At 66.8% G+C, this 22,331-nt stretch carries 32 protein-coding genes; all 32 read right to left on the bottom strand.

All coding sequences use genetic code 11. The annotated features are described in order from the left end of the window. Positions 1-11 precede the first annotated feature (11 nt). A complete protein-coding gene (locus BJ984_RS07325; RefSeq protein WP_179547455.1) occupies positions 12-1,277 on the bottom strand; it encodes a cell wall-binding repeat-containing protein in 1,266 nt (421 codons plus the stop codon). Between the two features lie 54 nt (positions 1,278-1,331). After that, entirely contained in the window at positions 1,332-2,186 is an 855-nt protein-coding gene (gene map, locus BJ984_RS07320; protein WP_179547454.1) for a type I methionyl aminopeptidase, read from the bottom strand. A gap of 2 nt (positions 2,187-2,188) precedes the next feature. Further along, on the bottom strand, positions 2,189-2,791 hold the full coding sequence (locus BJ984_RS07315) for an adenylate kinase (RefSeq protein WP_179547453.1): 603 nt from the start codon (positions 2,789-2,791) through the stop codon (positions 2,189-2,191). Next, positions 2,788-4,110, bottom strand: a complete 1,323-nt coding sequence (gene secY, locus BJ984_RS07310; protein WP_173183349.1) for a preprotein translocase subunit SecY — start codon at positions 4,108-4,110, stop codon at positions 2,788-2,790. The genes BJ984_RS07315 and secY overlap by 4 nt, the downstream gene beginning before the upstream one ends. Positions 4,111-4,243: 133 nt before the next feature. Next, complete coding sequence (gene rplO / locus BJ984_RS07305; protein WP_179547452.1) at positions 4,244-4,969, bottom strand: 50S ribosomal protein L15; 726 nt, start codon at positions 4,967-4,969, stop codon at positions 4,244-4,246. Beyond that, a complete protein-coding gene (gene rpmD, locus BJ984_RS07300; protein ID WP_022897975.1) occupies positions 4,969-5,154 on the bottom strand; it encodes a 50S ribosomal protein L30 in 186 nt (61 codons plus the stop codon). The genes rplO and rpmD overlap by 1 nt, the downstream gene beginning before the upstream one ends. Then, complete coding sequence (rpsE, locus tag BJ984_RS07295; protein ID WP_259486479.1) at positions 5,154-5,810, bottom strand: 30S ribosomal protein S5; 657 nt, start codon at positions 5,808-5,810, stop codon at positions 5,154-5,156. The genes rpmD and rpsE overlap by 1 nt, the downstream gene beginning before the upstream one ends. 35 nt (positions 5,811-5,845) lie before the next feature. Next, positions 5,846-6,217 (bottom strand): 50S ribosomal protein L18, encoded by a 372-nt coding sequence (rplR, locus tag BJ984_RS07290; RefSeq protein WP_173183347.1) that lies wholly within the window; start codon positions 6,215-6,217, stop codon positions 5,846-5,848. 3 nt (positions 6,218-6,220) lie between these two features. After that, on the bottom strand, positions 6,221-6,757 hold the full coding sequence (gene rplF, locus BJ984_RS07285; RefSeq protein ID WP_173183346.1) for a 50S ribosomal protein L6: 537 nt from the start codon (positions 6,755-6,757) through the stop codon (positions 6,221-6,223). Between the two features lie 6 nt (positions 6,758-6,763). Beyond that, on the bottom strand, positions 6,764-7,162 hold the full coding sequence (gene rpsH / locus BJ984_RS07280) for a 30S ribosomal protein S8 (RefSeq protein WP_173183345.1): 399 nt from the start codon (positions 7,160-7,162) through the stop codon (positions 6,764-6,766). Positions 7,163-7,236: 74 nt separating this feature from the next. After that, entirely contained in the window at positions 7,237-7,830 is a 594-nt protein-coding gene (gene rplE, locus BJ984_RS07275) for a 50S ribosomal protein L5 (RefSeq protein ID WP_179547450.1), read from the bottom strand. Continuing rightward, a complete protein-coding gene (gene rplX, locus BJ984_RS07270) occupies positions 7,830-8,189 on the bottom strand; it encodes a 50S ribosomal protein L24 (RefSeq protein WP_179547449.1) in 360 nt (119 codons plus the stop codon). The genes rplE and rplX overlap by 1 nt, the downstream gene beginning before the upstream one ends. Before the next feature lie 3 nt (positions 8,190-8,192). Further along, entirely contained in the window at positions 8,193-8,561 is a 369-nt protein-coding gene (rplN, locus tag BJ984_RS07265) for a 50S ribosomal protein L14 (RefSeq protein ID WP_137837171.1), read from the bottom strand. Between the two features lie 34 nt (positions 8,562-8,595). Continuing rightward, positions 8,596-8,919 (bottom strand): 30S ribosomal protein S17, encoded by a 324-nt coding sequence (gene rpsQ, locus BJ984_RS07260; protein ID WP_173183342.1) that lies wholly within the window; start codon positions 8,917-8,919, stop codon positions 8,596-8,598. Continuing rightward, positions 8,919-9,236 carry a 50S ribosomal protein L29 gene (gene rpmC / locus BJ984_RS07255; RefSeq protein WP_173183341.1) on the bottom strand — a complete coding sequence of 106 codons (318 nt, stop codon included), beginning with the start codon at positions 9,234-9,236 and terminating at the stop codon, positions 8,919-8,921. The genes rpsQ and rpmC overlap by 1 nt, the downstream gene beginning before the upstream one ends. Next, a complete protein-coding gene (gene rplP / locus BJ984_RS07250) occupies positions 9,236-9,655 on the bottom strand; it encodes a 50S ribosomal protein L16 (RefSeq protein ID WP_092547969.1) in 420 nt (139 codons plus the stop codon). Before rplP ends, rpmC begins: the two co-directional genes overlap by 1 nt. Positions 9,656-9,657: 2 nt before the next feature. Further along, positions 9,658-10,422 carry a 30S ribosomal protein S3 gene (gene rpsC / locus BJ984_RS07245; RefSeq protein WP_173183340.1) on the bottom strand — a complete coding sequence of 255 codons (765 nt, stop codon included), beginning with the start codon at positions 10,420-10,422 and terminating at the stop codon, positions 9,658-9,660. Continuing rightward, a complete protein-coding gene (rplV, locus tag BJ984_RS07240) occupies positions 10,422-10,817 on the bottom strand; it encodes a 50S ribosomal protein L22 (protein WP_179547448.1) in 396 nt (131 codons plus the stop codon). Before rplV ends, rpsC begins: the two co-directional genes overlap by 1 nt. 27 nt (positions 10,818-10,844) lie before the next feature. After that, complete coding sequence (gene rpsS / locus BJ984_RS07235) at positions 10,845-11,126, bottom strand: 30S ribosomal protein S19 (protein ID WP_066041179.1); 282 nt, start codon at positions 11,124-11,126, stop codon at positions 10,845-10,847. A 12-nt stretch (positions 11,127-11,138) separates the two neighbouring features. Further along, entirely contained in the window at positions 11,139-11,978 is an 840-nt protein-coding gene (gene rplB, locus BJ984_RS07230; protein WP_066041181.1) for a 50S ribosomal protein L2, read from the bottom strand. A gap of 25 nt (positions 11,979-12,003) precedes the next feature. Next, positions 12,004-12,309: a 50S ribosomal protein L23 gene (gene rplW, locus BJ984_RS07225; RefSeq protein WP_173183338.1), complete on the bottom strand. Its 306-nt coding sequence runs from the start codon at positions 12,307-12,309 to the stop codon at positions 12,004-12,006. Then, a complete protein-coding gene (gene rplD, locus BJ984_RS07220) occupies positions 12,306-13,001 on the bottom strand; it encodes a 50S ribosomal protein L4 (RefSeq protein ID WP_179547447.1) in 696 nt (231 codons plus the stop codon). Before rplD ends, rplW begins: the two co-directional genes overlap by 4 nt. A 3-nt stretch (positions 13,002-13,004) precedes the next feature. Beyond that, positions 13,005-13,661, bottom strand: a complete 657-nt coding sequence (rplC, locus tag BJ984_RS07215; RefSeq protein WP_173183336.1) for a 50S ribosomal protein L3 — start codon at positions 13,659-13,661, stop codon at positions 13,005-13,007. A gap of 24 nt (positions 13,662-13,685) precedes the next feature. Further along, the gene (gene rpsJ, locus BJ984_RS07210) at positions 13,686-13,994 is read right to left on the bottom strand and encodes a 30S ribosomal protein S10 (RefSeq protein WP_022895514.1); all 309 of its coding nucleotides are present in this window, start codon (positions 13,992-13,994) and stop codon (positions 13,686-13,688) included. 285 nt (positions 13,995-14,279) lie between these two features. Continuing rightward, on the bottom strand, positions 14,280-15,047 hold the full coding sequence (locus tag BJ984_RS07205; RefSeq protein ID WP_179547446.1) for a fructosamine kinase family protein: 768 nt from the start codon (positions 15,045-15,047) through the stop codon (positions 14,280-14,282). A 195-nt stretch (positions 15,048-15,242) separates the two neighbouring features. Continuing rightward, complete coding sequence (locus BJ984_RS07200) at positions 15,243-16,211, bottom strand: DNA topoisomerase IB (RefSeq protein ID WP_179547445.1); 969 nt, start codon at positions 16,209-16,211, stop codon at positions 15,243-15,245. Positions 16,212-16,226: 15 nt separating this feature from the next. After that, on the bottom strand, positions 16,227-16,439 hold the full coding sequence (locus tag BJ984_RS07195; RefSeq protein ID WP_173183333.1) for an Rv0909 family putative TA system antitoxin: 213 nt from the start codon (positions 16,437-16,439) through the stop codon (positions 16,227-16,229). Positions 16,440-16,521: 82 nt separating this feature from the next. Beyond that, positions 16,522-17,712: an elongation factor Tu gene (gene tuf / locus BJ984_RS07190; protein ID WP_173183331.1), complete on the bottom strand. Its 1,191-nt coding sequence runs from the start codon at positions 17,710-17,712 to the stop codon at positions 16,522-16,524. Between the two features lie 113 nt (positions 17,713-17,825). After that, the gene (fusA, locus tag BJ984_RS07185) at positions 17,826-19,940 is read right to left on the bottom strand and encodes an elongation factor G (RefSeq protein ID WP_179547444.1); all 2,115 of its coding nucleotides are present in this window, start codon (positions 19,938-19,940) and stop codon (positions 17,826-17,828) included. A 42-nt stretch (positions 19,941-19,982) separates the two neighbouring features. Beyond that, entirely contained in the window at positions 19,983-20,453 is a 471-nt protein-coding gene (gene rpsG, locus BJ984_RS07180) for a 30S ribosomal protein S7 (protein ID WP_173183329.1), read from the bottom strand. After that, positions 20,453-20,827, bottom strand: coding sequence for a 30S ribosomal protein S12 (gene rpsL / locus BJ984_RS07175; RefSeq protein WP_011186743.1), 375 nt, complete (start codon positions 20,825-20,827; stop codon positions 20,453-20,455). The genes rpsG and rpsL overlap by 1 nt, the downstream gene beginning before the upstream one ends. A 311-nt stretch (positions 20,828-21,138) precedes the next feature. Continuing rightward, positions 21,139-22,317, bottom strand: coding sequence for a hypothetical protein (locus tag BJ984_RS07170; protein WP_179547443.1), 1,179 nt, complete (start codon positions 22,315-22,317; stop codon positions 21,139-21,141). Positions 22,318-22,331: the final 14 nt, after the last annotated feature.

The raw sequence follows: 22,331 nt of genomic DNA, 5'->3' as shown, positions 1-22,331 counted from the left end.
CCCTCCGCGCGTCAGCAGTGCTTCAGCGCCGCGACCTCCGGGCTGAGCGCCCGCTCCCCGCCGAGCAGCACGATTTCGCTCGCCCCCACCCGCGCCAAATCGGCCAGCACCGCGGTGGGAACACAAGAGCCCGGCGACAGGTAGAGCGGCGCGCCGCGTTGTGCCGCCAGGTTCGCTCCGACCAGCGCATCGGGATAATTCGTGCCGGTTGCTATGACAGCGGTGGCCGAGGTCATGACGTTCTTCCGCGCCACACCAACCGCAGCCTCGTACCGGTCTGATCCTGCGAGACGGTCGACTGTTGCAATCGTCTGCAGGGTCGACTCGACGCCAGACGACACCGCCTCCGTGCCACCGACGATCGTGATCGACGAAGTGCTCAGGTTCAAGAACGCGGCCTGGGTCTCACCATCGGCGACATCGGCTCGACCGTCGAGCAGCACGACCGGCTCGTGAGCCGCTCCCGCTGCTGACCCCGCCGACAAGGCATCGGCGAAGTTCGCACCGGTCACGGTGAACGAATGAGGGGCTTCTCCGTAGAGTTGCTCAGCCAGCACCCGGCTGACTTCGTACCGATCACGACCGCCGATCCTCGAGACACTGGCACCCGACGGCAGGATGTCGCGAAGCTCGCCGAGAACTGACTCGGAAACCGCGGCCGGGCCGCCGACGACGATGGCTTCGCCCGGCTTCAATCGTTCGAGTTCCGCCCTCGTCGCATCAGGCACCCCGGCTTTGGTCACCAGCAACAACGCGAACCCGAACTTCCCCGCGGCTGGAGCGGCACCCAGTGCATCCGGAAAATTCTCCCCAGAAGCTATGAACACGAATCCAGAGCGAACGGGGTTCGTGCTTCGAGCAACGGCGGCTGCCCCTTCGAATCGGTCCGCACCCGCCAATCGGGACACGACAGGGTCGCCGACCCTGATGATCACGGTGGCGACGGCGGACTCACACGGGCTGGGTTGTCTGCTCACGAGACAGTAAGTGAAGGTGTCGAATCCTACGTAGCCCGGCAACGGCGTGTAGTCGAACTCCCCCTCTCGCATCCCCACGTGCCAGCTCAGACCGCCATGGTGGGGACCGTCGCCACCGAAGGTGACGATCGAGGTCGGGGACGCCGTATCGTTCGCGAGAAGGCCAGGGCCGCGGACCTTCAGCTCCTGATTGGCGGGGGTCTCGTAGAAGTCGTCTGCCGCAGTGGAAGAACCCACGGAGAGCGGCAGCGCACCTGTCAGACCCAGTGACAGCGCAGCTCCGGTCAGCAGCGTAACCATCGTTCGCACAACTCGCATATCTGAACAATACTCAGATACGTCTCTCGCGTCGAGCTACGGGATGGGGACGGGGGTGACGCCGAGGGGGGCCAGGGCGGCGGCGCCGCCGTCGGGGGACGTGAGCACCCAGATGCCGTCGGCGTGGACGGCGACCGAGTGCTCCCAGTGCGAGGCCATGCTGCCGTCGGCCGAGGCCACGGTCCACTCGTCGTCGCGGGTGTAGGTCTCGGTGGTGCCGGCCGTGATCATCGGCTCGATCGCGACGACGAGGCCGGGCTTCACCTCGGGCCCGCGCTGGCGCACCCGGTAGTTGAACACCGGCGGCGCCTCGTGCATGGAGCGGCCGATGCCGTGGCCGACGTAGTCGGTGAGGATGCCGTAGACCGCGCCCTGACGGGTCGACGGGTGCTCCTCGACGAACTCCTCGATCGCCTCCCCCACCTCGTTCAGATGACGAGCGGATGCGAGGCGGGCGATCCCGTGCCACATCGACTGCTCGGTCACCTCCGAGAGCAGGCGCCGCGCGGCGACCTCCTCGGGGCGGGCGGGGTCGTCGAGCACGACCGTGATGGCCGAGTCGCCGTTCCAGCCGCCGACCTCGGCACCCGAGTCGACGGAGACGATGTCGCCGGGCACGAGCATCCGCCCACCCGGGATGCCGTGCACGATGTCGTCGTTCACCGAGGTGCAGACGGTGTGCCGGTAGCCGGGCACCATCTGGAAGTTCGAGACGCCGCCGAGGGAGCGGATGGTGCTCTCGGCGATCGCGTCGAGCTCGAGGGTCGTGATGCCGGGACGGATCGCCTCACGCACCGCGGCCAGCGAGGCGGCGGTCACGAGACCCGGCCGCACCATCAGGCGCAGCTCGGCCGGGGTCTTGTAGATGCCCTTGTTCTTGCCGAAGGCCATGGTCAGCGAGCGGCGAGTGCGGCGATGATGCGGCCGGTGACCTCGTCGATCTCGCCGAGGCCGTCGACGGTCACCACGAGCCCGCGGCTCTCGTAGACCTCGACCAGCGGAGCGGTCTGCTCGGCGTAGACGTCGAGGCGCTTGCGGATGACCTCTTCGGTGTCGTCGCTGCGGCCCTGCTCTTCCGAGCGCTTGAGCAGCCGGCGCACGACCTCGTCGGTGTCGGCCTCGAGCACGATGACCGCGTCGAGCTCGGTGCCGGAGACGCCGAGGATGTCGTCGAGCTCCTCGACCTGCTGCAGAGTGCGCGGGTAGCCGTCGAGCAGGAAGCCGTCGGCCGCGTCGGGCTGCTGGAGGCGGTCGCGCACCAGGTCGTTGGTCAGTGCATCCGGAACGTACTGACCGGCGTCCATGAAGGTCTTGGCCTTCACTCCGAGCTCGGTGCCGTTCTTGACGTTCTCGCGGAAGATGTCACCGGTCGACACCGCGGGGATGTCGTAGGCCGCCGACAGGCGGGCGGCCTGGGTGCCTTTGCCCGCGCCGGGCGGACCGATGAGCAGCAGGCGGAGTGCGGGCGACGCCGGACTCGCTCCTGCGTCGGTCATCGGAGCAGCCCCTCGTAGTGACGCTGCTGCAGCTGCGAGTCGATCTGCTTGACGGTCTCGAGGCCGACACCGACGATGATCAGGATCGACGCGCCACCGAACGGGAAGTTCTGGTTCGCGCCGACCGCGACCAGGGCGATCAGCGGCAGGAGCGCGATCACACCCAGGTAGATCGAGCCGGGCAGCGTGATGCGGGTGAGCACGTAGTCGAGGTACTCGGCCGTCGGGCGGCCCGCACGGATGCCGGGGATGAACCCACCGAACTTCTTCATGTTGTCGGCGACCTCTTCGGGGTTGAAGGTGATCGCGACGTAGAAGTAGGTGAAGCCGACGATGAGCAGGAAGTACATCAGCATGTACAGCGGGTGGTCGCCGCGCACCAGGTAGTTGTTGATCCAGGTGACCCAGCCGGCCGGGGCCTGGCCGGCGGCGGGCTGGTTGAACTGGGCGATCAGGGCCGGCAGGTAGAGCAGCGACGAGGCGAAGATGACCGGCACCACGCCCGCCATGTTGACCTTGATCGGGATGTAGGTGTTGTTGCCGCCGTAGGTGCGCCGGCCCACCACGCGCTTGGCGTACTGCACCGGGATGCGGCGCTGCGAGAGCTCGACGAAGACCACACCGAAGACCACCGCGACACCGACCGCCAGCACGGCGAGGAAGGTCTCGAAGCCCTGGGTCTGGGCGATCAGCCACAGCGACGACGGGAAGGTCGAGGCGATGGAGGTGAAGATCAGCAGCGACATGCCGTTGCCGACGCCGCGCTCGGTGACGAGCTCACCCATCCACATGATGACGCCGGTGCCGGCGGTCATGGTGATGACCATGAGGAGGATGGCGTACCAGGCGTCGTTGGTGATCAGCTGGCCGCACTCGGCGACCGTCGAGGTGCCGAACAGGGCGCCGGAGCGGGCCACGGTGATCAGCGTCGTGGACTGGAGCACACCGAGCGCGATGGTGAGGTAGCGGGTGTACTGCGTCAGACGGCTCTGGCCCGAGGCGCCCTCTTTGTGGAGGGTCTCGAAGTGCGGGATGACCACGCGCAGCAGCTGGACGATGATCGATGCCGTGATGTACGGCATGATGCCCAGCGCGAAGATGGAGAGCTGGAGGAGCGCGCCACCCGAGAACAGGTTGACGAGCTCGTAGAGGCCCGAGGTGCCCTGGTTGGCCGCGAGACACGTCTGCACGTTGCCGAAGTCGACGAACGGCGCGGGGATGAACGATCCCAGACGGAACAGCGCGACGATGCCGAGCGTGAAGCCAATCTTTCTGCGGAGATCCGGCGTACGGAAGATCCTCGCGACGGCTTTGAACAAAAAGGGCCTCCTGCGTTCGTGTGGCTCAGTGCCAAGAATGCCGGTGACCCGATTCGTGGCCTCGACAGGCTACCTCATTCTGAGGAGGCATCTGTGTGAGGGCCGGGAATCGGGTCACCGGTCAGGGGTTCAGCTACTTGACGGAACCACCCGCGGCGACGATCTTCTGCTCGGCCGAGCCGGAGACCTTGTCGACCGCGACGGTCAGCTTCACAGCGATGTCGCCATCGCCGAGAACCTTGACCTTCTCGTTCTTGCGAACCGCGCCCTTGGCGACCAGGTCGGAGACGGTGACGTCTCCCCCGGCCGGGTAGAGCTCCGCGAGCTTCTCCAGGTTCACGACCTGGTACTCGACGCGGAACGGGTTCTTGAACCCGCGCAGCTTCGGGGTGCGCATGTGCAGCGGCATCTGGCCACCCTCGAAGCCGATGCGCACGGTGTAGCGGGCCTTGGTGCCCTTGGTGCCACGACCGGCGGTCTTGCCCTTCGAGCCCTCACCACGACCGACGCGGGTGCGCTCCTTCTTGGAGCCCGGAGCCGGACGGAGGTGGTGCACCTTGAGCACGTGCTCGCGGGGAGCAGCGGTCTCGTCGGCCTTCGGAGCGGACTTGGCCGCAGACGCCTTGGCAGCGGCGGGCGCCTTCGCGGCGGCCGGAGCCTTCGCGTCGGCGGCGTCGGCCTTGGCGGCAGCAGCCTTCGGGGCTGCCGCCTTCTTGGGGGCGGCGGCCTTGGCCGGCGCCTTCTCGGCCTTGTCGGCAGCGGCGGCCTTGGGAGCAGCCTTCTCCTTGGGAGCGGCCTTGGGGGCCGCAGCCTTCTTCGGAGCCGCCTTCGCGGTCTCCTTGGCTTCTTCTTCAGCCATTAGTCAATCTCCTCGACCTTCACCAGGTGTGCGACGGTGCGCACGTAACCCCGGTTCTGGGCGTTGTCTTCGCGCACGACGACATCGCCGATGCGCTTCAGTCCGAGGCTGCGCAGCGTGTCCCGCTGGTTCTGCTTCTCGCTGATCTTGGACTTGATCTGGGTCACCTTCAGGCTCGTCGCCATCATGCACCTGCCTTCGCAGCTAGAGCGTCCTGCTCGGCGCGCACGAGGCGGGCCGGAGCGACGTCGTCGAAGGGGAGGCCACGACGAGCGGCCACGGCACGGGGCTCCTCGAGCTGCTGAAGCGCCTCGACGGTCGCGTGCACGATGTTGATCGTGTTCGACGAGCCGAGCGACTTCGACAGGATGTCGTGGATGCCGGCGCACTCGAGCACGGCGCGAACCGGACCACCGGCGATGACACCGGTACCGGCAGCGGCCGGGCGCAGGAGCACCACACCGGCTGCGGCCTCACCCTGGACGGGGTGGGGGATGGTGTTGCCGACGCGGGGGACGCGGAAGAAGTTCTTCTTCGCCTCCTCGACGCCCTTGGAGATGGCGGTCGGGACCTCGCGGGCCTTGCCGTAGCCGACGCCCACCAGACCGTTGCCGTCACCGACGACCACCAGAGCGGTGAAGCTGAAGCGACGACCACCCTTGACGACCTTGGAGACGCGGTTGATGGTGACGACGCGCTCGAGGAAGTTGCTCTTGTCGGAGTCGCGGCTGCCGCGGTCACCGCGGTTGGGGTTGCGCTCGCGCCCACCCCGGCGGGCCTCGCGGGGCTCGGTCGCGTTCTGACCGCTCGACGCGGCCGTCTCGACCGGTGCCTCAGCGATTGCTGCCACGTCCGGCTCCTTGTTGGTTTCGGTGCTCACAGGTCCAGACCTCCCTCTCGTGCTCCATCGGCGATCGCGGCGACGCGACCGGCGTAGCGGTTACCTCCACGGTCGAACACGACGGCCTCGACACCGGCGAGCTTGGCGCGCTCGGCGACCAGCTCACCGACCTTCTTGGCCTTCGCGGTCTTGTCACCGTCGAAGGTGCGCAGGTCGGACTCGAGCGTCGATGCCGACGCGAGGGTGTGACCCTTGCTGTCGTCGACGACCTGGACGAACACGTGACGTGCCGAACGGGTGACGACGAGGCGAGGACGCGCTTCGGTGCCCTCGACCTTCTTGCGAAGGCGCAGGTGCCGGCGATCGCGGGCTGCGGACTTCGACTTTCCTCTGATTCCAGTAGCCATGGTCTACTTACCACTCTTTCCGGCCTTGCGGCGAACGACCTCGCCGGCGTACCGCACACCCTTGCCCTTGTAGGGCTCGGGCTTGCGCAGCTTGCGAATGTTGGCGGCAACCTCACCGACGGCCTGCTTGTCGATGCCGTTGACCGTGAGCTTGTTGTTGCCCTCCACGGTGAACGAGATGCCCGCGGGCGGCTCGACCGAGATGGGGTGCGAGTACCCGAGGGCGAACTCCACGCCGCTGCCCTTGGCAGCGACACGGTAACCGGTTCCGACGACCTCGAGGCTCTTGGAGTAGCCGGTGGTGACGCCGATGATCTGGTTCGCGATCAGGGTACGGGTGAGGCCGTGGAGCGAACGCGACTCGCGCTCGTCGTCGGGACGGGTGACGAGAACCTGGTTCTCCTCGACCGTGGCCGCGATGGGGGCCTTGATGGCGAGCGCGAGCTCACCCTTGGGGCCCTTGACTGCAACCTGCTGGCCGTCGATGGTGACGGTGACGCCGGCAGGGATGTCGATGGGAAGACGTCCGATACGTGACATTGTCGGTTACCACACGTAGGCGAGGACTTCCCCACCCACGCCCTTCTTGCTCGCCTGACGGTCTGTCAAGAGACCCGAGGAGGTGGACAGGATCGCGACGCCGAGGCCACCGAGGACGGTGGGGATCTCGGTCGACTTCGCGTAGACCCGGAGGCCGGGCTTCGACACGCGCTTGATGCCCGCGATCGAGCGCTCACGGTTCGGGCCGAACTTCAGGCTCAGGGTCAGGGTCTGACCGACCTTGGCGTCGGCGACCTCCCAGCCGGAGATGTAGCCCTCGGTCTTGAGGATCTCGGCGATGTGCGACTTCAGCTTCGAGTGCGGCATCGACACGGTGTCGTGGTGTGCCGAGTTCGCGTTGCGCAGTCTGGTCAGCATGTCTGCGACCGGATCTGTCATTGTCATTGTGTAGCCTTTCGCGCCTGGTTTCGACACCCTTTACGAGGATGCCGACCTGGGTCGTCGTGGGTGGATGGTGCCTAGTTGGAGCTGGAGTCGTTCGACCGGAACGGGAAGCCCAGCGCCTTGAGCAGCGCGCGGCCCTCGTCGTCCGTCTTCGCGGTGGTCACGACGGTGATGTCGAAACCGCGCACGCGGTCGATCTTGTCCTGGTCGATCTCGTGGAACATCGACTGCTCCTGGAGACCGAACGTGTAGTTGCCGCGACCGTCGAACTGCTGGTCGGACAGACCGCGGAAGTCGCGGATGCGGGGAAGCGCCAGCGAGAGCAGGCGATCCAGGAACTCCCAGGCGCGGTCACCGCGGAGGGTGACGTGGGCGCCGATGGGCTGGCCCTCGCGCAGCTTGAACTGCGCGATCGACTTGCGGGCCTTCGTGACCTGCGGCTTCTGGCCGGTGATCGCGGTGAGGTCCTTGACCGCACCGTCGATGACCTTGCCATCGCGCGCGGCCTCGCCGACGCCGGTGTTGACGACGATCTTCACGAGCCCGGGCACCTGGTGCACGTTGGTGAAGGCGAAGTCCTTCGTCAGCTGGTCGACGATCTCGTTCTTGTACTTCTGCTTCAGGCGCGGCTGGATTTTGCCAGCGGGCGCGGCAGTCTCGGTGCTCATCAGAGGTCTTTTCCTGACTTCTTCGCGTAACGAACGCGGACCGTCTTGGTGACGCCGTCCTTCGTGACTTCTTCGTTGCGGTGGCCGACACGGGTCGGCGTCTTGGTCTCGGGGTCGACCAGGGCGACGTTCGACACGTGGATCGGCGCCTCCATGGTCTCGATGCCGCCGGTCTTGGTGCCGCGCTGCGTCTGGCCGACACGCACGTGCTTGGTGACGAGGTTCACGCCCTCGACGACGACACGGTTGCGCTCGACGAGCACCTCGATGACACGACCCTGCTTGCCGCGGTCGCCGCCGCGGGCCTGGGTCGCGCCCGAGATGACCTGCACGAGGTCACCCTTCTTGATGTTTGCCATGACTTAGATAACCTCCGGTGCCAGCGAGATGATCTTCATGAACTTCTTGTCACGGAGCTCACGGCCGACCGGTCCGAAGATGCGGGTACCGCGAGGGTCGCCGTCGTTCTTCAGGATCACTGCGGCGTTCTCGTCGAACTTGATGTACGAGCCGTCGGGACGACGGGTCGACTTGACGGTGCGGACGATGACGGCCTTGACCACGTCGCCCTTCTTGACGTTGCCACCGGGGATGGCGTCCTTCACGGTCGCGACGATGACATCGCCGAGTCCCGCGTAGCGACGGCCGGATCCTCCGAGAACACGAATCGTCAGGAGCTCCTTGGCGCCGGTGTTGTCGGCGACCTTCACTCGTGATTCTTGCTGAAGCATTCTTCTACTCTTCCTGAACTAAGTAAGCCGAGGCCTACTTGGCCTTCTCGAGGATCTCGACCAGGCGCCACCGCTTGGTCGCGGACAGCGGACGGGTCTCGCTGATGAGCACGAGGTCGCCGATGCCGGCGCCGTTCGCCTCGTCGTGCACCTTCACCTTGGAGGTACGGCGGATGACCTTGCCGTACAGGGGGTGCTTCACGCGGTCCTCGACCTCGACGACGATGGTCTTCTCCATCTTGTCGCTGACGACGTAGCCGCGGCGGGACTTGCGGTACCCGCGGGCAGCCTCGTCCTTGACATCGTGCGAGGACGACTCGTGGCCGGCCGCGACGACCTTCTCTTCGGTCTTGGCCATTACTTCGCCTCCTCAGCATCTGCAGCGGGGGCCTCGGCCTCTGCTGCCTTCTTGGACTTCTTGGTCGTCTTGGCCGGGGCCTCGACGGGGGCGGGGGTGGCACGGATGCCGAGCTCCCGCTCGCGGATGATCGTGTAGATGCGCGAGATGTCGCGCTTCACGGCACGGAGTCGGCCGTGGCTTTCGAGCTGCCCGGTCGCCGACTGGAAGCGCAGGTTGAACAGCTCTTCCTTGGCCTTGCGAAGCTCCTCGAGAAGTCGAGAATCTTCGAACGTGTCGAGCTCCGCCGGGGCGAGCTCCTTAGAACCGATCGCCATTACGCGTCGCCCTCCTCGCGCTTGATGATGCGTGCCTTGAGAGGCAGCTTGTGGATTGCACGGGTGAGTGCCTCGCGAGCGACGGTCTCGTTGACCCCGCTCAGCTCGAAGAGCACGCGACCCGGCTTGACGTTCGCGACCCACCACTCGGGCGAACCCTTACCGGAACCCATGCGGGTCTCGGCAGGCTTCTTCGTGAGCGGACGGTCGGGGTAGATGTTGATCCACACCTTTCCACCGCGCTTGATGTGACGCGTCATGGCGATACGCGCGGACTCGATCTGACGGTTGGTCACGTACGCGGGGGTGATGGCCTGGATGCCGTACTCACCGAAGCTCACCTTGGTGCCACCGGTGGCGTGGCCACTGCGGCCCGGGTGGTGCTGCTTGCGGTGCTTGACTCGACGGGGGATAAGCATGATTACGCCTCAACTCCTGCTGCGACCGGTGCGTCCGCCTTGGGGGCGGAGTTACGGCGCGGACGGTCACGGTCGCCGCGCTCGGGGCGCGAGGACTTCTGGTTGGCCTGCTCGCGGGCGAGCTCCTTGTTGGTGATGTCGCCCTTGTAGATCCAGACCTTCACGCCGATGCGGCCGAACGTCGTCTTGGCCTCGTAGAAGCCGTAGTCGATGTTGGCGCGCAGGGTGTGCAGCGGAACGCGACCCTCACGGTAGAACTCCGAGCGGCTCATCTCGGCGCCGCCGAGACGGCCCGACACCTGGATGCGGACACCCTTGGCGCCGGCGCGCTGAGCGCCCTGGAGGCCCTTGCGCATCGCACGGCGGAACGCCACACGGGCGGTCAGCTGCTCGGCGATGCCCTGGGCGACGAGCTGAGCCTCGGCCTCGGGGTTCTTGACCTCGAGGATGTTCAGCTGGATCTGCTTGCCCGTGAGCTTCTCGAGGTCGGAGCGGATGCGCTCGGCCTCGGCGCCACGACGACCGATCACGATGCCCGGACGGGCGGTGTGGATGTCGACGCGGACGCGGTCACGGGTGCGCTCGATCTCGATCTTCGCCACGCCGGCGCGGTCGAGGGAGGTCTTCAGCAGGTTGCGGATCTTGACGTCCTCAGCGACGTAGTCGCTGTAGCGCTGACCCTTCTTCGTGCTGTCGGAGAACCAGCGCGACACGTGGTCGGTGGTGATTCCGAGACGGAAGCCGTACGGATTGACTTTCTGGCCCATTACTTGCTCGCCTTCTTGCTCGCGCCCTCGATCGTCGCAGCCTCGTCAGGGGTTGCGAGCACGATCGTGATGTGGCTGGTGCGCTTGTTGATGCGGAACGCGCGTCCCTGAGCACGGGGCTGGAAGCGCTTGAGCGTGGTTCCCTCGTCGACGAACGCCTTCGCGATGAAGAGGTCCTGCTCGTCGAGGTAGCTGTTCGAGGCGTCTGCCTTGACCCGGGCGTTCGCGATCGCCGAGGCGACCAGCTTGTACACCGGCTCCGAAGCGCCCTGCGGGGCGAACTTCAGGATGGCCAGTGCCTCCACGGCCTGACGGCCGCGGATCAGGTTGACGACACGACGGGCCTTCTGGGGGGTGACGCGGATGTGACGCACGCGTGCGATCGACTCCACCATTTCTCTTCCTCCTTCACGTCGCCGCGGTTAGCGGCGACGGCCCTTCTTGTCGTCCTTCACGTGTCCACGGAAGGTGCGGGTCGGGGCGAACTCGCCCAGCTTGTGACCCACCATGGTCTCGGTGATGAACACCGGGATGTGCTTGCGACCGTCGTGCACGGCGATGGTGTGACCCAGGAAGTCCGGGATGATCATCGATCGGCGCGACCAGGTCTTGATGACGTTCTTGCTGCCGGCTTCGTTCTGCGTGACGACCTTGCGGTACAGGTGGTCGTCAACGAAGGGGCCCTTCTTGAGACTGCGTGGCATCTTCTACAACTCCTACTTACGCTTCTTGCCGACGGTCCGACGACGCACGATGAGCTTGTCGCTTTCCTTGTTGGGGTGACGGGTGCGGCCTTCGGCCTGACCCCAGGGGCTGACGGGGTGACGTCCACCGGACGTCTTGCCCTCACCACCACCGTGCGGGTGGTCGACCGGGTTCATGGCGACACCACGGACGGTCGGGCGGATGCCCTTCCAGCGGTTGCGGCCGGCCTTGCCCCAGTTGATGTTCGACTGCTCGGCGTTGCCGACCTCGCCGATGGTCGCGCGGCAGCGCGCGTCGACGTTGCGGATCTCGCCCGAGGGCAGACGCAGCTGGGCGTAGGGGCCGTCCTTCGCCACGAGGCGCACGGATGCGCCCGCGGAGCGGGCCATCTTCGCGCCGCCGCCGGGCTTGAGCTCGATGGCGTGGATGACGGTACCGGTGGGGATGTTGCGCAGCGGCAGGTTGTTGCCGGGCTTGATGTCGGCGCCGGCGCCCGACTCCACGATGTCGCCCTGGGCGAGCTTGTTGGGAGCCAGGATGTAGCGCTTCGTGCCGTCCACGAAGTGGAGCAGCGCGATGCGCGCGGTGCGGTTGGGGTCGTACTCGATGTGAGCGACCTTGGCGTTCACGCCGTCCTTGTCATTGCGACGGAAGTCGATGACGCGGTACTGGCGCTTGTGGCCACCACCGATGTGACGGGTCGTGATGCGACCCTGGTTGTTGCGGCCACCGGTCTTGGAGAGCGGGCGGAGCAGCGACTTCTCGGGGGTCGAACGGGTGATCTCGGCGAAGTCCGAGACCGAGGAACCGCGACGACCGGGGGTCGTCGGCTTGTACTTGCGAATAGCCATGTGTCTTTTCCTCTAGCTTCCGGGCCTAGCCGACGGCCGTGAAGATGTCGATGGAGCCGGACTTGAGCGTCACGATCGCGCGCTTGGTGTCCTTGCGCTTGCCCTGGCCGAACTTGGTGCGACGGGTCTTGCCCGTGCGGTTCAGCGTGTTGATCGAGGCGACCTGCACACCGAAGATCTTCTCGATCGCGAGCTTGATCTCGGTCTTGTTCGAGCGCGGGTCGACGACGAACGTGTACTTGCCCTCGTCGATCAGGCCGTAGCTCTTCTCGGAGACGACCGGCGCCAGGATGATGTCGCGCGGGTCCTTGTTGAACGCGGCGTTGCTCATGCGGAAACCTCTACTTTGCTGTCAGAAGCGACGGCTGCGCTTTCCTGCTTCGTCGCGGCCTTGGCCGCGACGAACGAATCGAACGAGCCCTTGGTGAAGACGATGTCGTCGGAGACGAGGACGTCGTAGGCGTTCAGCTGGTCTGCGGGCAGCACGTGAACGGTCGGGATGTTGCGCACGCTGCGGAGGCTCAGCACGTCGTCGCGCTCGAGCACGATGAGGACGTGCTTCGACGAGGCGATCGTGGCGAGGAACTCGTTCACGGCCTTGGTCGAGGGGGTCTCACCCTGCGAGAGCGACTCGACGATGTGCAGGCGGCCGCCGCGGGCCCGGTCGGAGAGGGCGCCGAGCAGAGCCGCGGCGATCATCTTCTTGGGGGTGCGCTGGGCGTAGCTGCGGGGCACCGGTCCGTGGACGATGCCACCACCGGTCATCTGAGGGGCGCGGATCGAGCCCTGACGAGCGCGACCGGTTCCCTTCTGCTTGAACGGCTTGCGGCCGGCACCGGAGACCTCGCCACGACCCTTGGTCTTGTGCGTGCCCTGGCGGGCGGCGGCGAGCTGGGCGACGACGACCTGGTGGATCAGCGGGATGTTGGTCTGCACGTCGAAGATCTCGGCGGGCAGCTCGACGGTGCCGGACTTCTTGCCGGTGACGTCGAGGACATCGAGCGTGTTAGTTGCGGTAGCCATGAACTACGCCCCCTTCACTGCGTTGCGAACGAAAACGAGACGGCCCTTGGCACCGGGAACCGCGCCCTTGACGAGCACGAGGTTCTTCTCGGCGTCGACCGAGTGCACGACCAGGTTGAGCACGGTGACGCGCTCGCCACCCATGCGGCCGGCCATGCGCATGCCCTTGAAGACTCGGCTGGGCGTCGAGGACGCACCGATCGAGCCGGGCTTGCGGTGGTTGCGGTGCGAACCGTGCGAGGCGGAGACGCCCTTGAAGTTGTGGCGCTTCATGACGCCGGCGAAGCCCTTGCCCTTCGAGGTGCCCATGACGTCGACCTTCTGGCCGGCCACGAACGTGCCCTCGGCGGTGAGCTCCTGGCCGACGGTGTACTCCGCGGCGTCCGCGGTGCGGACCTCGGTGATGTGGCGGCGCGGCGTGACGCCGGCTGCCTCGAAGTGACCGGCGGAGGGCTTGTTGACCTTGCGCGGGTCGATCTGACCGCCGGCGATCTGAACGGCCGAGTAGCCGTCCTTCTCGGGGGTGCGGATCTGGGTGACGACGTTCGGGGTGATCTCGACGACGGTGACGGGGATGAGACGGTTGTTCTCGTCCCACACCTGGGTCATGCCGAGCTTCTTGCCGAGCAGGCCCTTGGAGGTCTTAGCGGTGGTTGCCATGATGATCTACTGGTTCCTTCCCGCTCAGAGCTTGATCTCGATGTTGACGTCGGCGGGGAGGTCGAGACGCATGAGCGAGTCGACGGCCTTCGGCGTCGGGTCGATGATGTCGATGAGGCGCTTGTGGGTGCGCATCTCGAAGTGCTCGCGGCTGTCCTTGTACTTGTGGGGCGAGCGGATGACCGCCACCACGTTCTTCTCGGTGGGCAGCGGCACGGGGCCGACGACGGTGGCTCCTGCGCGGGTGACCGTGTCGACGATCTTGCGCGCCGAGGTGTCGATGACCTCGTGGTCATACGACTTAAGTCGAATGCGGATCTTCTGTCCCGCCATGTGTGACTCTCTCTCTGTCTCGCGTCTTACAGCCTCGACTGCATTGGACGCCCTCTGTTTTGCTATCAAGCACCGCGCGCACCCCCGCACTGAAATCAGCACAGTCTTCACCTGGGTGAGGGGGGTGTTTGCGATTAAGCTCTGTTCTGCTGCCTGCGGCCCAGCTTCGGAAGCTGTGCACTGCCAAGACAGTGATTCGGGCACACGCACAGTGGCCCAAAATGTTGAACTAGACGAGTTTGCCACATCCTGGGCGCACATGCAACCCGGGCGTGTCGCGCGGAATCACGCCGAACCGGTGCCCAGCTGCAGCACGGCCGCGGCCGCCCGCTCCAGCTCCGCTCCGTAGGAGGGCCCGTGGCCCACCGCGTGCACGGCGAGGGGGAACAGCTGGTGCAGCGGCAGGCGTTCGCGCCAGCCCTCCGCGAGAGGGGCGACCTCCTCGTAGCCCCACAGGATGTCGTCGATGAACGGCGCCCCGAACAGCCGCAGCATGGCCAGATCGGTCTCGCGGTGCCCGCCGTGCGCCGCCGGGTCGATCAGCACCACGCCCGTCGGCGTCCAGAGCACGTTGCCCGACCACAGGTCGCCGTGCAACCGGGCCGGCGCCTCGCCGTCCTCGAAGATGCCGGTCGCGATCAGTTCGCTGGCGCGCTTCACGAGGCGGAACCCGTCGGCCGAGAGGTTCCCGCGCGCGACCGCCTGCTCCGCGTACGGCATCACCCGCTGCGACGGGTAGAACTCGCTCCACGTGGCCCACTCCCCCGTGCTCATGGCGCGTCGGCCGATGAAGCAGGGTCCGGTCCAGCCCTCGGGCGGCGCACCGAAGGCCGCGGCTCCGGCGTGGTGCGTCCGGGCGAGCTGCTCGCCGAAGCGGCTGGCGGCCTCCCGGCTCGGTCGCGCGGGCCGCAGCTCCTCGAGCTCGATGACCCCCGGATGCACGGACTGCACCCTCACGCACGGGGCTCCCCGCGCATCCGCCAGCCACGCCAGCCCGGCCGCCTCGGCCTCGAAGAAGCCCTCGGGCGCCCGGGGATCGCTTTTGGTGAACACCCTTCAACGCTAGGCCCGGAAGATTTCAGACGGATGTCGCGGAGGGAACGTTCTCACGGGTCACCCGGGGCCCAGACGTATCACTACGCTGACCACTCGCGGCCGAGCTCTGTTCGCACCGTCTGGCGGCGGGGACCCGTGAGAACGAGTGCCCCTATTCTGCGCTTCTCCCGCGCGAGCACAAGACTTGACTTCTCAGTCGAACAGGAGTGCGCGGAGCTCGCTCTCGACGGATGCGAGGCGGGTGCGGTCGATCGTGGTGCCGTTGCGGAAGTGGTCGACCACGCGCGGATCGACGTAGCTCGCCTTCGCGATCGAAGGGGTGTTGCCGAGCACGGCCGACGCATCACGCATGGCCTGGGCGATCGACTTGGAGCGCGCGGTCTTCGACGGCTGCGGGCCCGACCGGGCGAGGCTGACGGCTGCGGCGGCGGTGCCGTGCAGGGTGCGGAAGTCCTTCGCGGTGAACTCCCCGCCTGTCTGCTCACGGACGTAGGCGTTGATCTCCTCGGCGGTCACCGGGTGCCAGCGCGAGCCGTCCTTCCAGGCGATCAGCCGCGCGTTCGCTCCACGGCGCTTCATCGAGCGCACGAACGAGGCGAGGTCGGCGTCGGTGATCTCGGAGTCCCACTCCTGACCGCTCTTGGCCGGGAAGGAGAGGTGGACGCGGTCGCCCTTGGTGGTGGCGTGGGCGCAGAGCAGCGTGGTCAGCCCGTGGCTGCCGTGCTTGGCCGCGTAGCGTTCGCTCCCGACGCGCAGGGAGCCCGTGTCGAGCATCCTGAAGCCGGCGGCCAGCGCGCGCTCCTCGGGGTAGCCGTCGCGCCGCAGGTCGATGGTGACGCGGCGACGGGCGGCCGGGAGCGACTCGGCGAGGGCGAGGGCCCGGTCGTACTTGATCCGGTCCTTCTGCTCGCGCCACGTGGGGTGGTAGATGTACTGGCGGCGACCGGCACCGTCGACGCCCGTGGCCTGGATGTGGCCGTTGGCGTACGGCGCGATCCACACGTCCGTCCAGGCGGGCGGGATCGCGAGATGCTCGATGCGGGCGCGGAGCTCGGGGTCGGTGACCGTCGCACCGGAGTGGTCGCGGTAGGTGAACCCGCGCCCGGCCTTCAGCCGATGGATCCCCCGGCCCGAGGAGTCGGAGCGTCGGAGCCGTGCCATCTCCTCAGCTAACCCCTAACGGTCACCGACCGCCCCATCGGCCTTGCGGCGGGCTTCGTCGATCTTGTCGTCGTGCTTGCCGCCGGTGACCTTCTTGGCGGCACCCGCGAGCCCCTCGAGGAGCTTGTCGCTGACCTCCTCGGCCTTCTCGCTCTTCAGTGCCTGCTGCACCTTCTCCTCGTCGAGGAATGCCTTCGCCTTGCGCGTGATGTCGTCGAATCCAGCCATGCCCCCAGCTTGCACCCCCCGGCCTCCGGGGGCAACGCAAAAGGGCCGCGCCCGGAGGCGCGGCCCTTCTGTGTGGGATCTACTACTTGTTGATCTTGGTGACGGTGCCGGCACCGACGGTGCGGCCACCCTCACGGATCGCGAAGCCGAGGCCCTCTTCCATCGCGATCGGCTGGATCAGCGCGACCGAGATGTCGGTGGTGTCGCCGGGCATGACCATCTCGGTGCCCTCGGGCAGCGTGATGACGCCGGTGACGTCGGTGGTGCGGAAGTAGAACTGCGGGCGGTAGTTCGTGTAGAAGGGGTTGTGACGGCCACCCTCATCCTTCGACAGGATGTAGGCGGTCCCTTCGAACTCGGTGTGCGGCGTGACCGAACCGGGCTTCACGACGACCTGGCCGCGCTCGACGTCCTCGCGCTTGGTGCCGCGGAGGAGCAGACCGCAGTTCTCGCCGGCCCAGGCCTCGTCGAGCTGCTTGTGGAACATCTCGATACCGGTGACCGTGGTCTTCTGCGTCGGGCGGATGCCGACGATCTCGACCTCGGAGTTGATGGCGAGGGTGCCACGCTCGGCGCGGCCGGTGACGACGGTTCCACGACCGGTGATCGTGAAGACGTCCTCGATCGGCATCAGGAACGGCTTGTCCTTGTCGCGGATCGGGTCGGGGATCGACTCGTCCACAGCGTCCATGAGGTCGAGGATGGACTGGGTCCACTTCTCGTCGCCCTCGAGGGCCTTGAGGCCGGAGACGCGCACGACCGGTGCGTCCTCGTCGAAGTTCTGGCCGGCGAGCAGCTCGCGGACCTCGAGCTCGACGAGCTCCAGGATCTCCTCGTCGTCGACCATGTCGGCCTTGTTCAGCGCGACGAGCAGGTAGGGCACGCCGACCTGCTTGGCGAGCAGCACGTGCTCACGGGTCTGGGCCATCGGGCCGTCGGTGGCGGCGACCACGAGGATCGCGCCGTCCATCTGGGCCGCACCGGTGATCATGTTCTTGATGTAGTCGGCGTGACCGGGGGCGTCGACGTGAGCGTAGTGACGCTTGGGCGTCTCGTACTCGACGTGCGAGATGTTGATCGTGATGCCGCGCTGGCGCTCCTCAGGAGCGGAGTCGATCGACGCGAAGTCGCGCTGAACGTTGGTCGCCGACGGGAACTTGTCCGCCAGGACCTTCGAGATGGCAGCGGTAAGGGTGGTCTTACCGTGGTCAACGTGACCGATCGTTCCGATGTTGACGTGCGGCTTGGTCCGCTCGAACTTGGCCTTAGCCACTAGGTCCTCCTCAGGACTCTCATGCCCTCGTCCGGATGCTGGATTGCATCCGGAACCAGGCGGGGGTTTGTTGATATTTTACGCGAACCTACGAGGCCCGCCGAACTCAGGTGTTACTCGCCCTTGTTCTTCTGGATGATCTCGTCGGCCACAGCCTTCGGGACCTCGGCGTAGCTCTCGAAGGTCATCGAGTACACGGCACGGCCTGACGTCTTGGAACGCAGGTCACCGATGTAGCCGAACATCTCCGACAGCGGCACGTGGGCACGGACCACCTTGACGCCCTGGGCGTCCTCCATGGACTGGATCTGTCCACGACGGGAGTTCAGGTCGCCGATGACGTCGCCCATGTACTCCTCGGGGGTGCGCACCTCGACGGCCATCAGCGGCTCGAGCAGCACGGGGCTGGCCTTGCGGGCAGCCTCCTTGAACGCCATCGACCCGGCGATCTTGAACGCCATCTCCGAGGAGTCGACGTCGTGCGACGCGCCGTCGAGGAGGGTCGCCTTGACGCCCACCATCGGGTAGCCGGCGAGCACGCCGACCTGCAGCGCATCCTGGATACCGGCATCGACCGACGGGATGTACTCACGGGGCACGCGGCCACCGGTGACCTTGTTCTCGAACTCGTAGACCGTGTCGGCCGTGACCTCGAGGGGCGCGATCGCGATCTGGATCTTCGCGAACTGACCCGAACCACCGGTCTGCTTCTTGTGCGTGTAGTCGTGACGCTCGACGGTCTTGCGGATCGTCTCGCGGTAGGCCACCTGGGGCTTGCCCACGTTGGCCTCGACGTTGAACTCGCGCTTCATGCGGTCGACCAGGATGTCGAGGTGGAGCTCGCCCATTCCCTTGATGACCGTCTGACCGGTCTCCTGGTTCTGCTCCGTGCGGAAGGTCGGGTCTTCTTCAGCGAGCTTCTGGATGGCGACACCCAGCTTCTCCTGGTCGGCCTTCGTCTTCGGCTCGATCGCGACCTCGATCACGGGCTCCGGGAAGGTCATCGACTCGAGCACGATCTGGTTCGACGGGTCGGACAGGGTGTCACCGGTGGTGGTGTCCTTCAGGCCGATGACCGCGTAGATGTGACCGGCGGTGACCGAGTCGACCGGGTTCTCCTTGTTGGAGTGCATCTGGAAGATCTTGCCGATGCGCTCCTTCTTGCCCTTGGTCGAGTTCATGACCTGGCCGCCGGAGTCGAGGTGACCCGAGTACACGCGGATGTAGGTCAGGCGCCCGAAGAACGGGTGCACGGCGACCTTGAACGCCAGCGCGGCGAAGGGGTCCTTCGGGTCGGGGTGACGCTCGACGACCTTCTCCTCGTCGCGGATGTCGTGGCCCTCGGTGGCGGGGACGTCGAGCGGCGACGGCAGGTAGTCGACGACCGCATCGAGCATCGGCTGCACGCCGCGGTTCTTGAACGCCGAGCCGCAGAGCACCGGATAGATCTCCGAGTTGACGGTGAGCTTGCGGATCGCCGCCTTGATCTCGGGGACGGTCAGCTCGTCGCCGCCGAAGTACTTCTCGAGCAGCGCGTCGTCGGTCTCGGCGACGGTCTCGAGGAGCAACTGACGGTACTCGTCGGCCTTCTCCTTGAGGTCGGCCGGGATCTCCTCGATCTCGTACTTGGCACCCATCTGCACGTCACCCTTGGCGTCTCCGCGCCAGGTCAGTGCGCGCATCTCGACCAGGTCGACGACGCCCTCGAACGAGGACTCCGCACCGATCGGGAGCTGCAGCACCAACGGCTTGGCACCGAGGCGGTTGATGATCGTGTCGACGGTGAAGTAGAAGTCGGCACCCAGCTTGTCCATCTTGTTGACGAAGCAGATGCGGGGCACGTTGTACTTGTCGGCCTGACGCCACACGGTCTCGGACTGGGGCTCGACGCCCTCCTTGCCGTCGAACACGGCGACCGCGCCGTCGAGGACGCGGAGCGAACGCTCCACCTCGACGGTGAAGTCGACGTGACCGGGGGTGTCGATGATGTTGATCTGGTTCTTGTTCCAGAAGCACGTCGTGGCGGCAGAGGTGATCGTGATGCCACGCTCCTGCTCCTGAGCCATCCAGTCCATCGTGGCGGCGCCGTCGTGCACCTCACCGATCTTGTGGGTGATGCCCGTGTAGAACAGGATGCGCTCGGTGGTGGTGGTCTTGCCGGCATCGATGTGCGCCATGATGCCGATGTTGCGGACCTTGTTCAGGTCGGTGAGCACGTCCTGTGCCACGGATTCCTCCGAAAGGTAGAAAAGGGAAGGTGGGTCGAACGACTACCAGCGGTAGTGGGCGAAGGCCTTGTTCGACTCGGCCATCTTGTGGGTGTCTTCGCGACGCTTGACAGCGGCGCCCAGACCGTTCGACGCGTCGAGGATCTCGTTCTGGAGACGCTCGGTCATCGTCTTCTCGCGGCGGCCCTTGGCGTAGGTGGTGAGCCAGCGCAGCGCGAGGGTGTTGGCGCGGTGAGGCTTGACCTCGACCGGCACCTGGTAGGTCGAGCCACCGACACGGCGGCTGCGGACCTCGAGCGTGGGGCGCACGTTGTCGAGCGCCTTCTTCAGCGTGACGACGGCGTCCTGGCCGTTCTTCGCCGCGACACCCTCGAGGGCGTCGTACACGATGCGCTCGGCGATGGCCTTCTTGCCGTCGAGGAGGATCTTGTTGACGAGCTGGCTGACGACCGGGGCACCGTAGACGGGGTCGGCGACAACGGGACGCTTCGGGGCGGGACCCTTGCGAGGCATTACTTCTTCTCCATCTTCGCGCCGTAACGGCTGCGAGCCTGCTTGCGGTTCTTCACGGCCTGCGTGTCGAGCGCGCCGCGGACGATCTTGTAACGGACGCCGGGGAGGTCTTTCACACGACCGCCGCGCACGAGCACCATCGAGTGCTCCTGCAGGTTGTGGCCCTCACCGGGGATGTAAGCGGTGACCTCGGTGCCGTTCGACAGCTTGACGCGGGCGACCTTGCGAAGCGCGGAGTTCGGCTTCTTGGGGGTGGTGGTGTACACACGGGTGCACACGCCGCGCTGCTGGGGGTTGGCCTTGAGGGCGGGCGCCTTGGTCTTGGTGACCTTCGGGGTGCGACCCTTGCGGACCAACTGCTGAATGGTTGGCACTACTTACTCCTTGTATTCGTAACGCTCGGTGTCAGTTCTCACTGGGTGTCGGGCACGGACTCCCGCACCCGTTCGTTCACGCCCCTGCACGCACCAGTACTGGTGTGTCGGGTTCGTCTTGATCCACCGGCGGTACGAAATGGCTCTGGTATCGCTGGTTGGAAGAGCAGTGGGGGCATCTCAGCCCTGCTTCGCTCGAAAATCTGGGCATGCAAGTATGCACACACCCGGAAAATTCTAGCCTCTTGACCCTGACGGGTCAAATGCCGCCGAACCTGAGCTCGACGACCGGCAACGCGGACCTAGGGATCCTACCAGGTCGTGATGGGAGCGGGGGCCTCGCCCGGCGTCTGGTCGATGCGGTCGGCGGATGCGCGTTCCTCCGCCTGCGCGCGGTCCCACTCCTCGCGGGCCGCCGCATTGCGGGCCTTGAGGCGCCGGCCGCGGAGCGCGATCAGCGCTCCCGTCCAGATGGACACCTCGCGGGCGACGATCGCACCGCCGAGGGTGAGCGGATCCATGGTGAGCGAGCGCACGAAGTCGTACTGCTCCTGCGGCTGCCACTCCCAGGCCCGTACGTGCACCAGGGCTCCCGCGATGCCGGCGAAGTAGACCAGCACGGCGACGAGGAAGCCGCCGAGCACGTACGCCCACCAGCCCGCGCGGTTCACGATCAGCACGATCAGGATGAGCGACAACGCGAACGCGACGACCGGCACGATGAACGCGGCGCTGCGCAGGAAGTCGAGGAACGCGGTGATCGCCGCCTCCCCCGTGAGGTTCGCGCCGATCACGAAGAACGACACCGCGGCGAACAGCAGGGCGAACACGGCCGTGCCGAGCAGGGCGATCAGGCTGCCCGCGCCGCGGTTGCCCTTGGGCTCCGGCGGGCGGGGCGCCTGCACCGGCTGGGGGACGGGCTGGTAGGGCGGGGGGTTCTCGGAGACGGGCGCCGGAGCGGAGCCGCCCTGCACGGCGGCGGTCGTCGCGGCAGCCGGCGCGAACGCGGCGGCGGGGTACGGGGTGCGGTCGGTCGGAGCATCCTGGACGGACTGCTGCTCGCGGGCCGGGGCCGGCTCGGGCTCGGAGGCCGTGACGTACGGGCCGCCGATGGGCTGGCGGTCGTAGGCCGCGGTGGCCTGCGCGGCGACGGGGGCGTGCTCGGCGACGGTCTCGGGTTCGGCGATGGGCTCGGGGTCGCGCGCCGGCTCGGCGGCGAGCACGGGCTCAGCGGCGGGCACGGGCTCAGCGGCAGGCACGGGCTCGGGATGCTCGGCCGTCGGCATCTCGATGGGCTCCGGGATCTCGACGGGACGCGGGGCGCTCTCGGCGGCCGGCGCGGAGGCCGGCTCGGCGACGGGCAGCGGCGGCGCCGGCTGCGCGGCGGGGACCTCGTCGGCGGCGGCTCCGTCAGCCGATGCGTCGTCGGCGCCGGGGGCCTGCCAGCCCGGGAACTCGGGCAGCTGGTCCTGACGATCGTCGGTGCTCATGGCGTCACTCTAAA

It is taken from the genome of Herbiconiux flava, assembly GCF_013409865.1.
GTDB lineage: Bacteria > Actinomycetota > Actinomycetes > Actinomycetales > Microbacteriaceae > Herbiconiux > Herbiconiux flava.
This window is presented reverse-complemented; position numbering and strand designations above follow the sequence as displayed.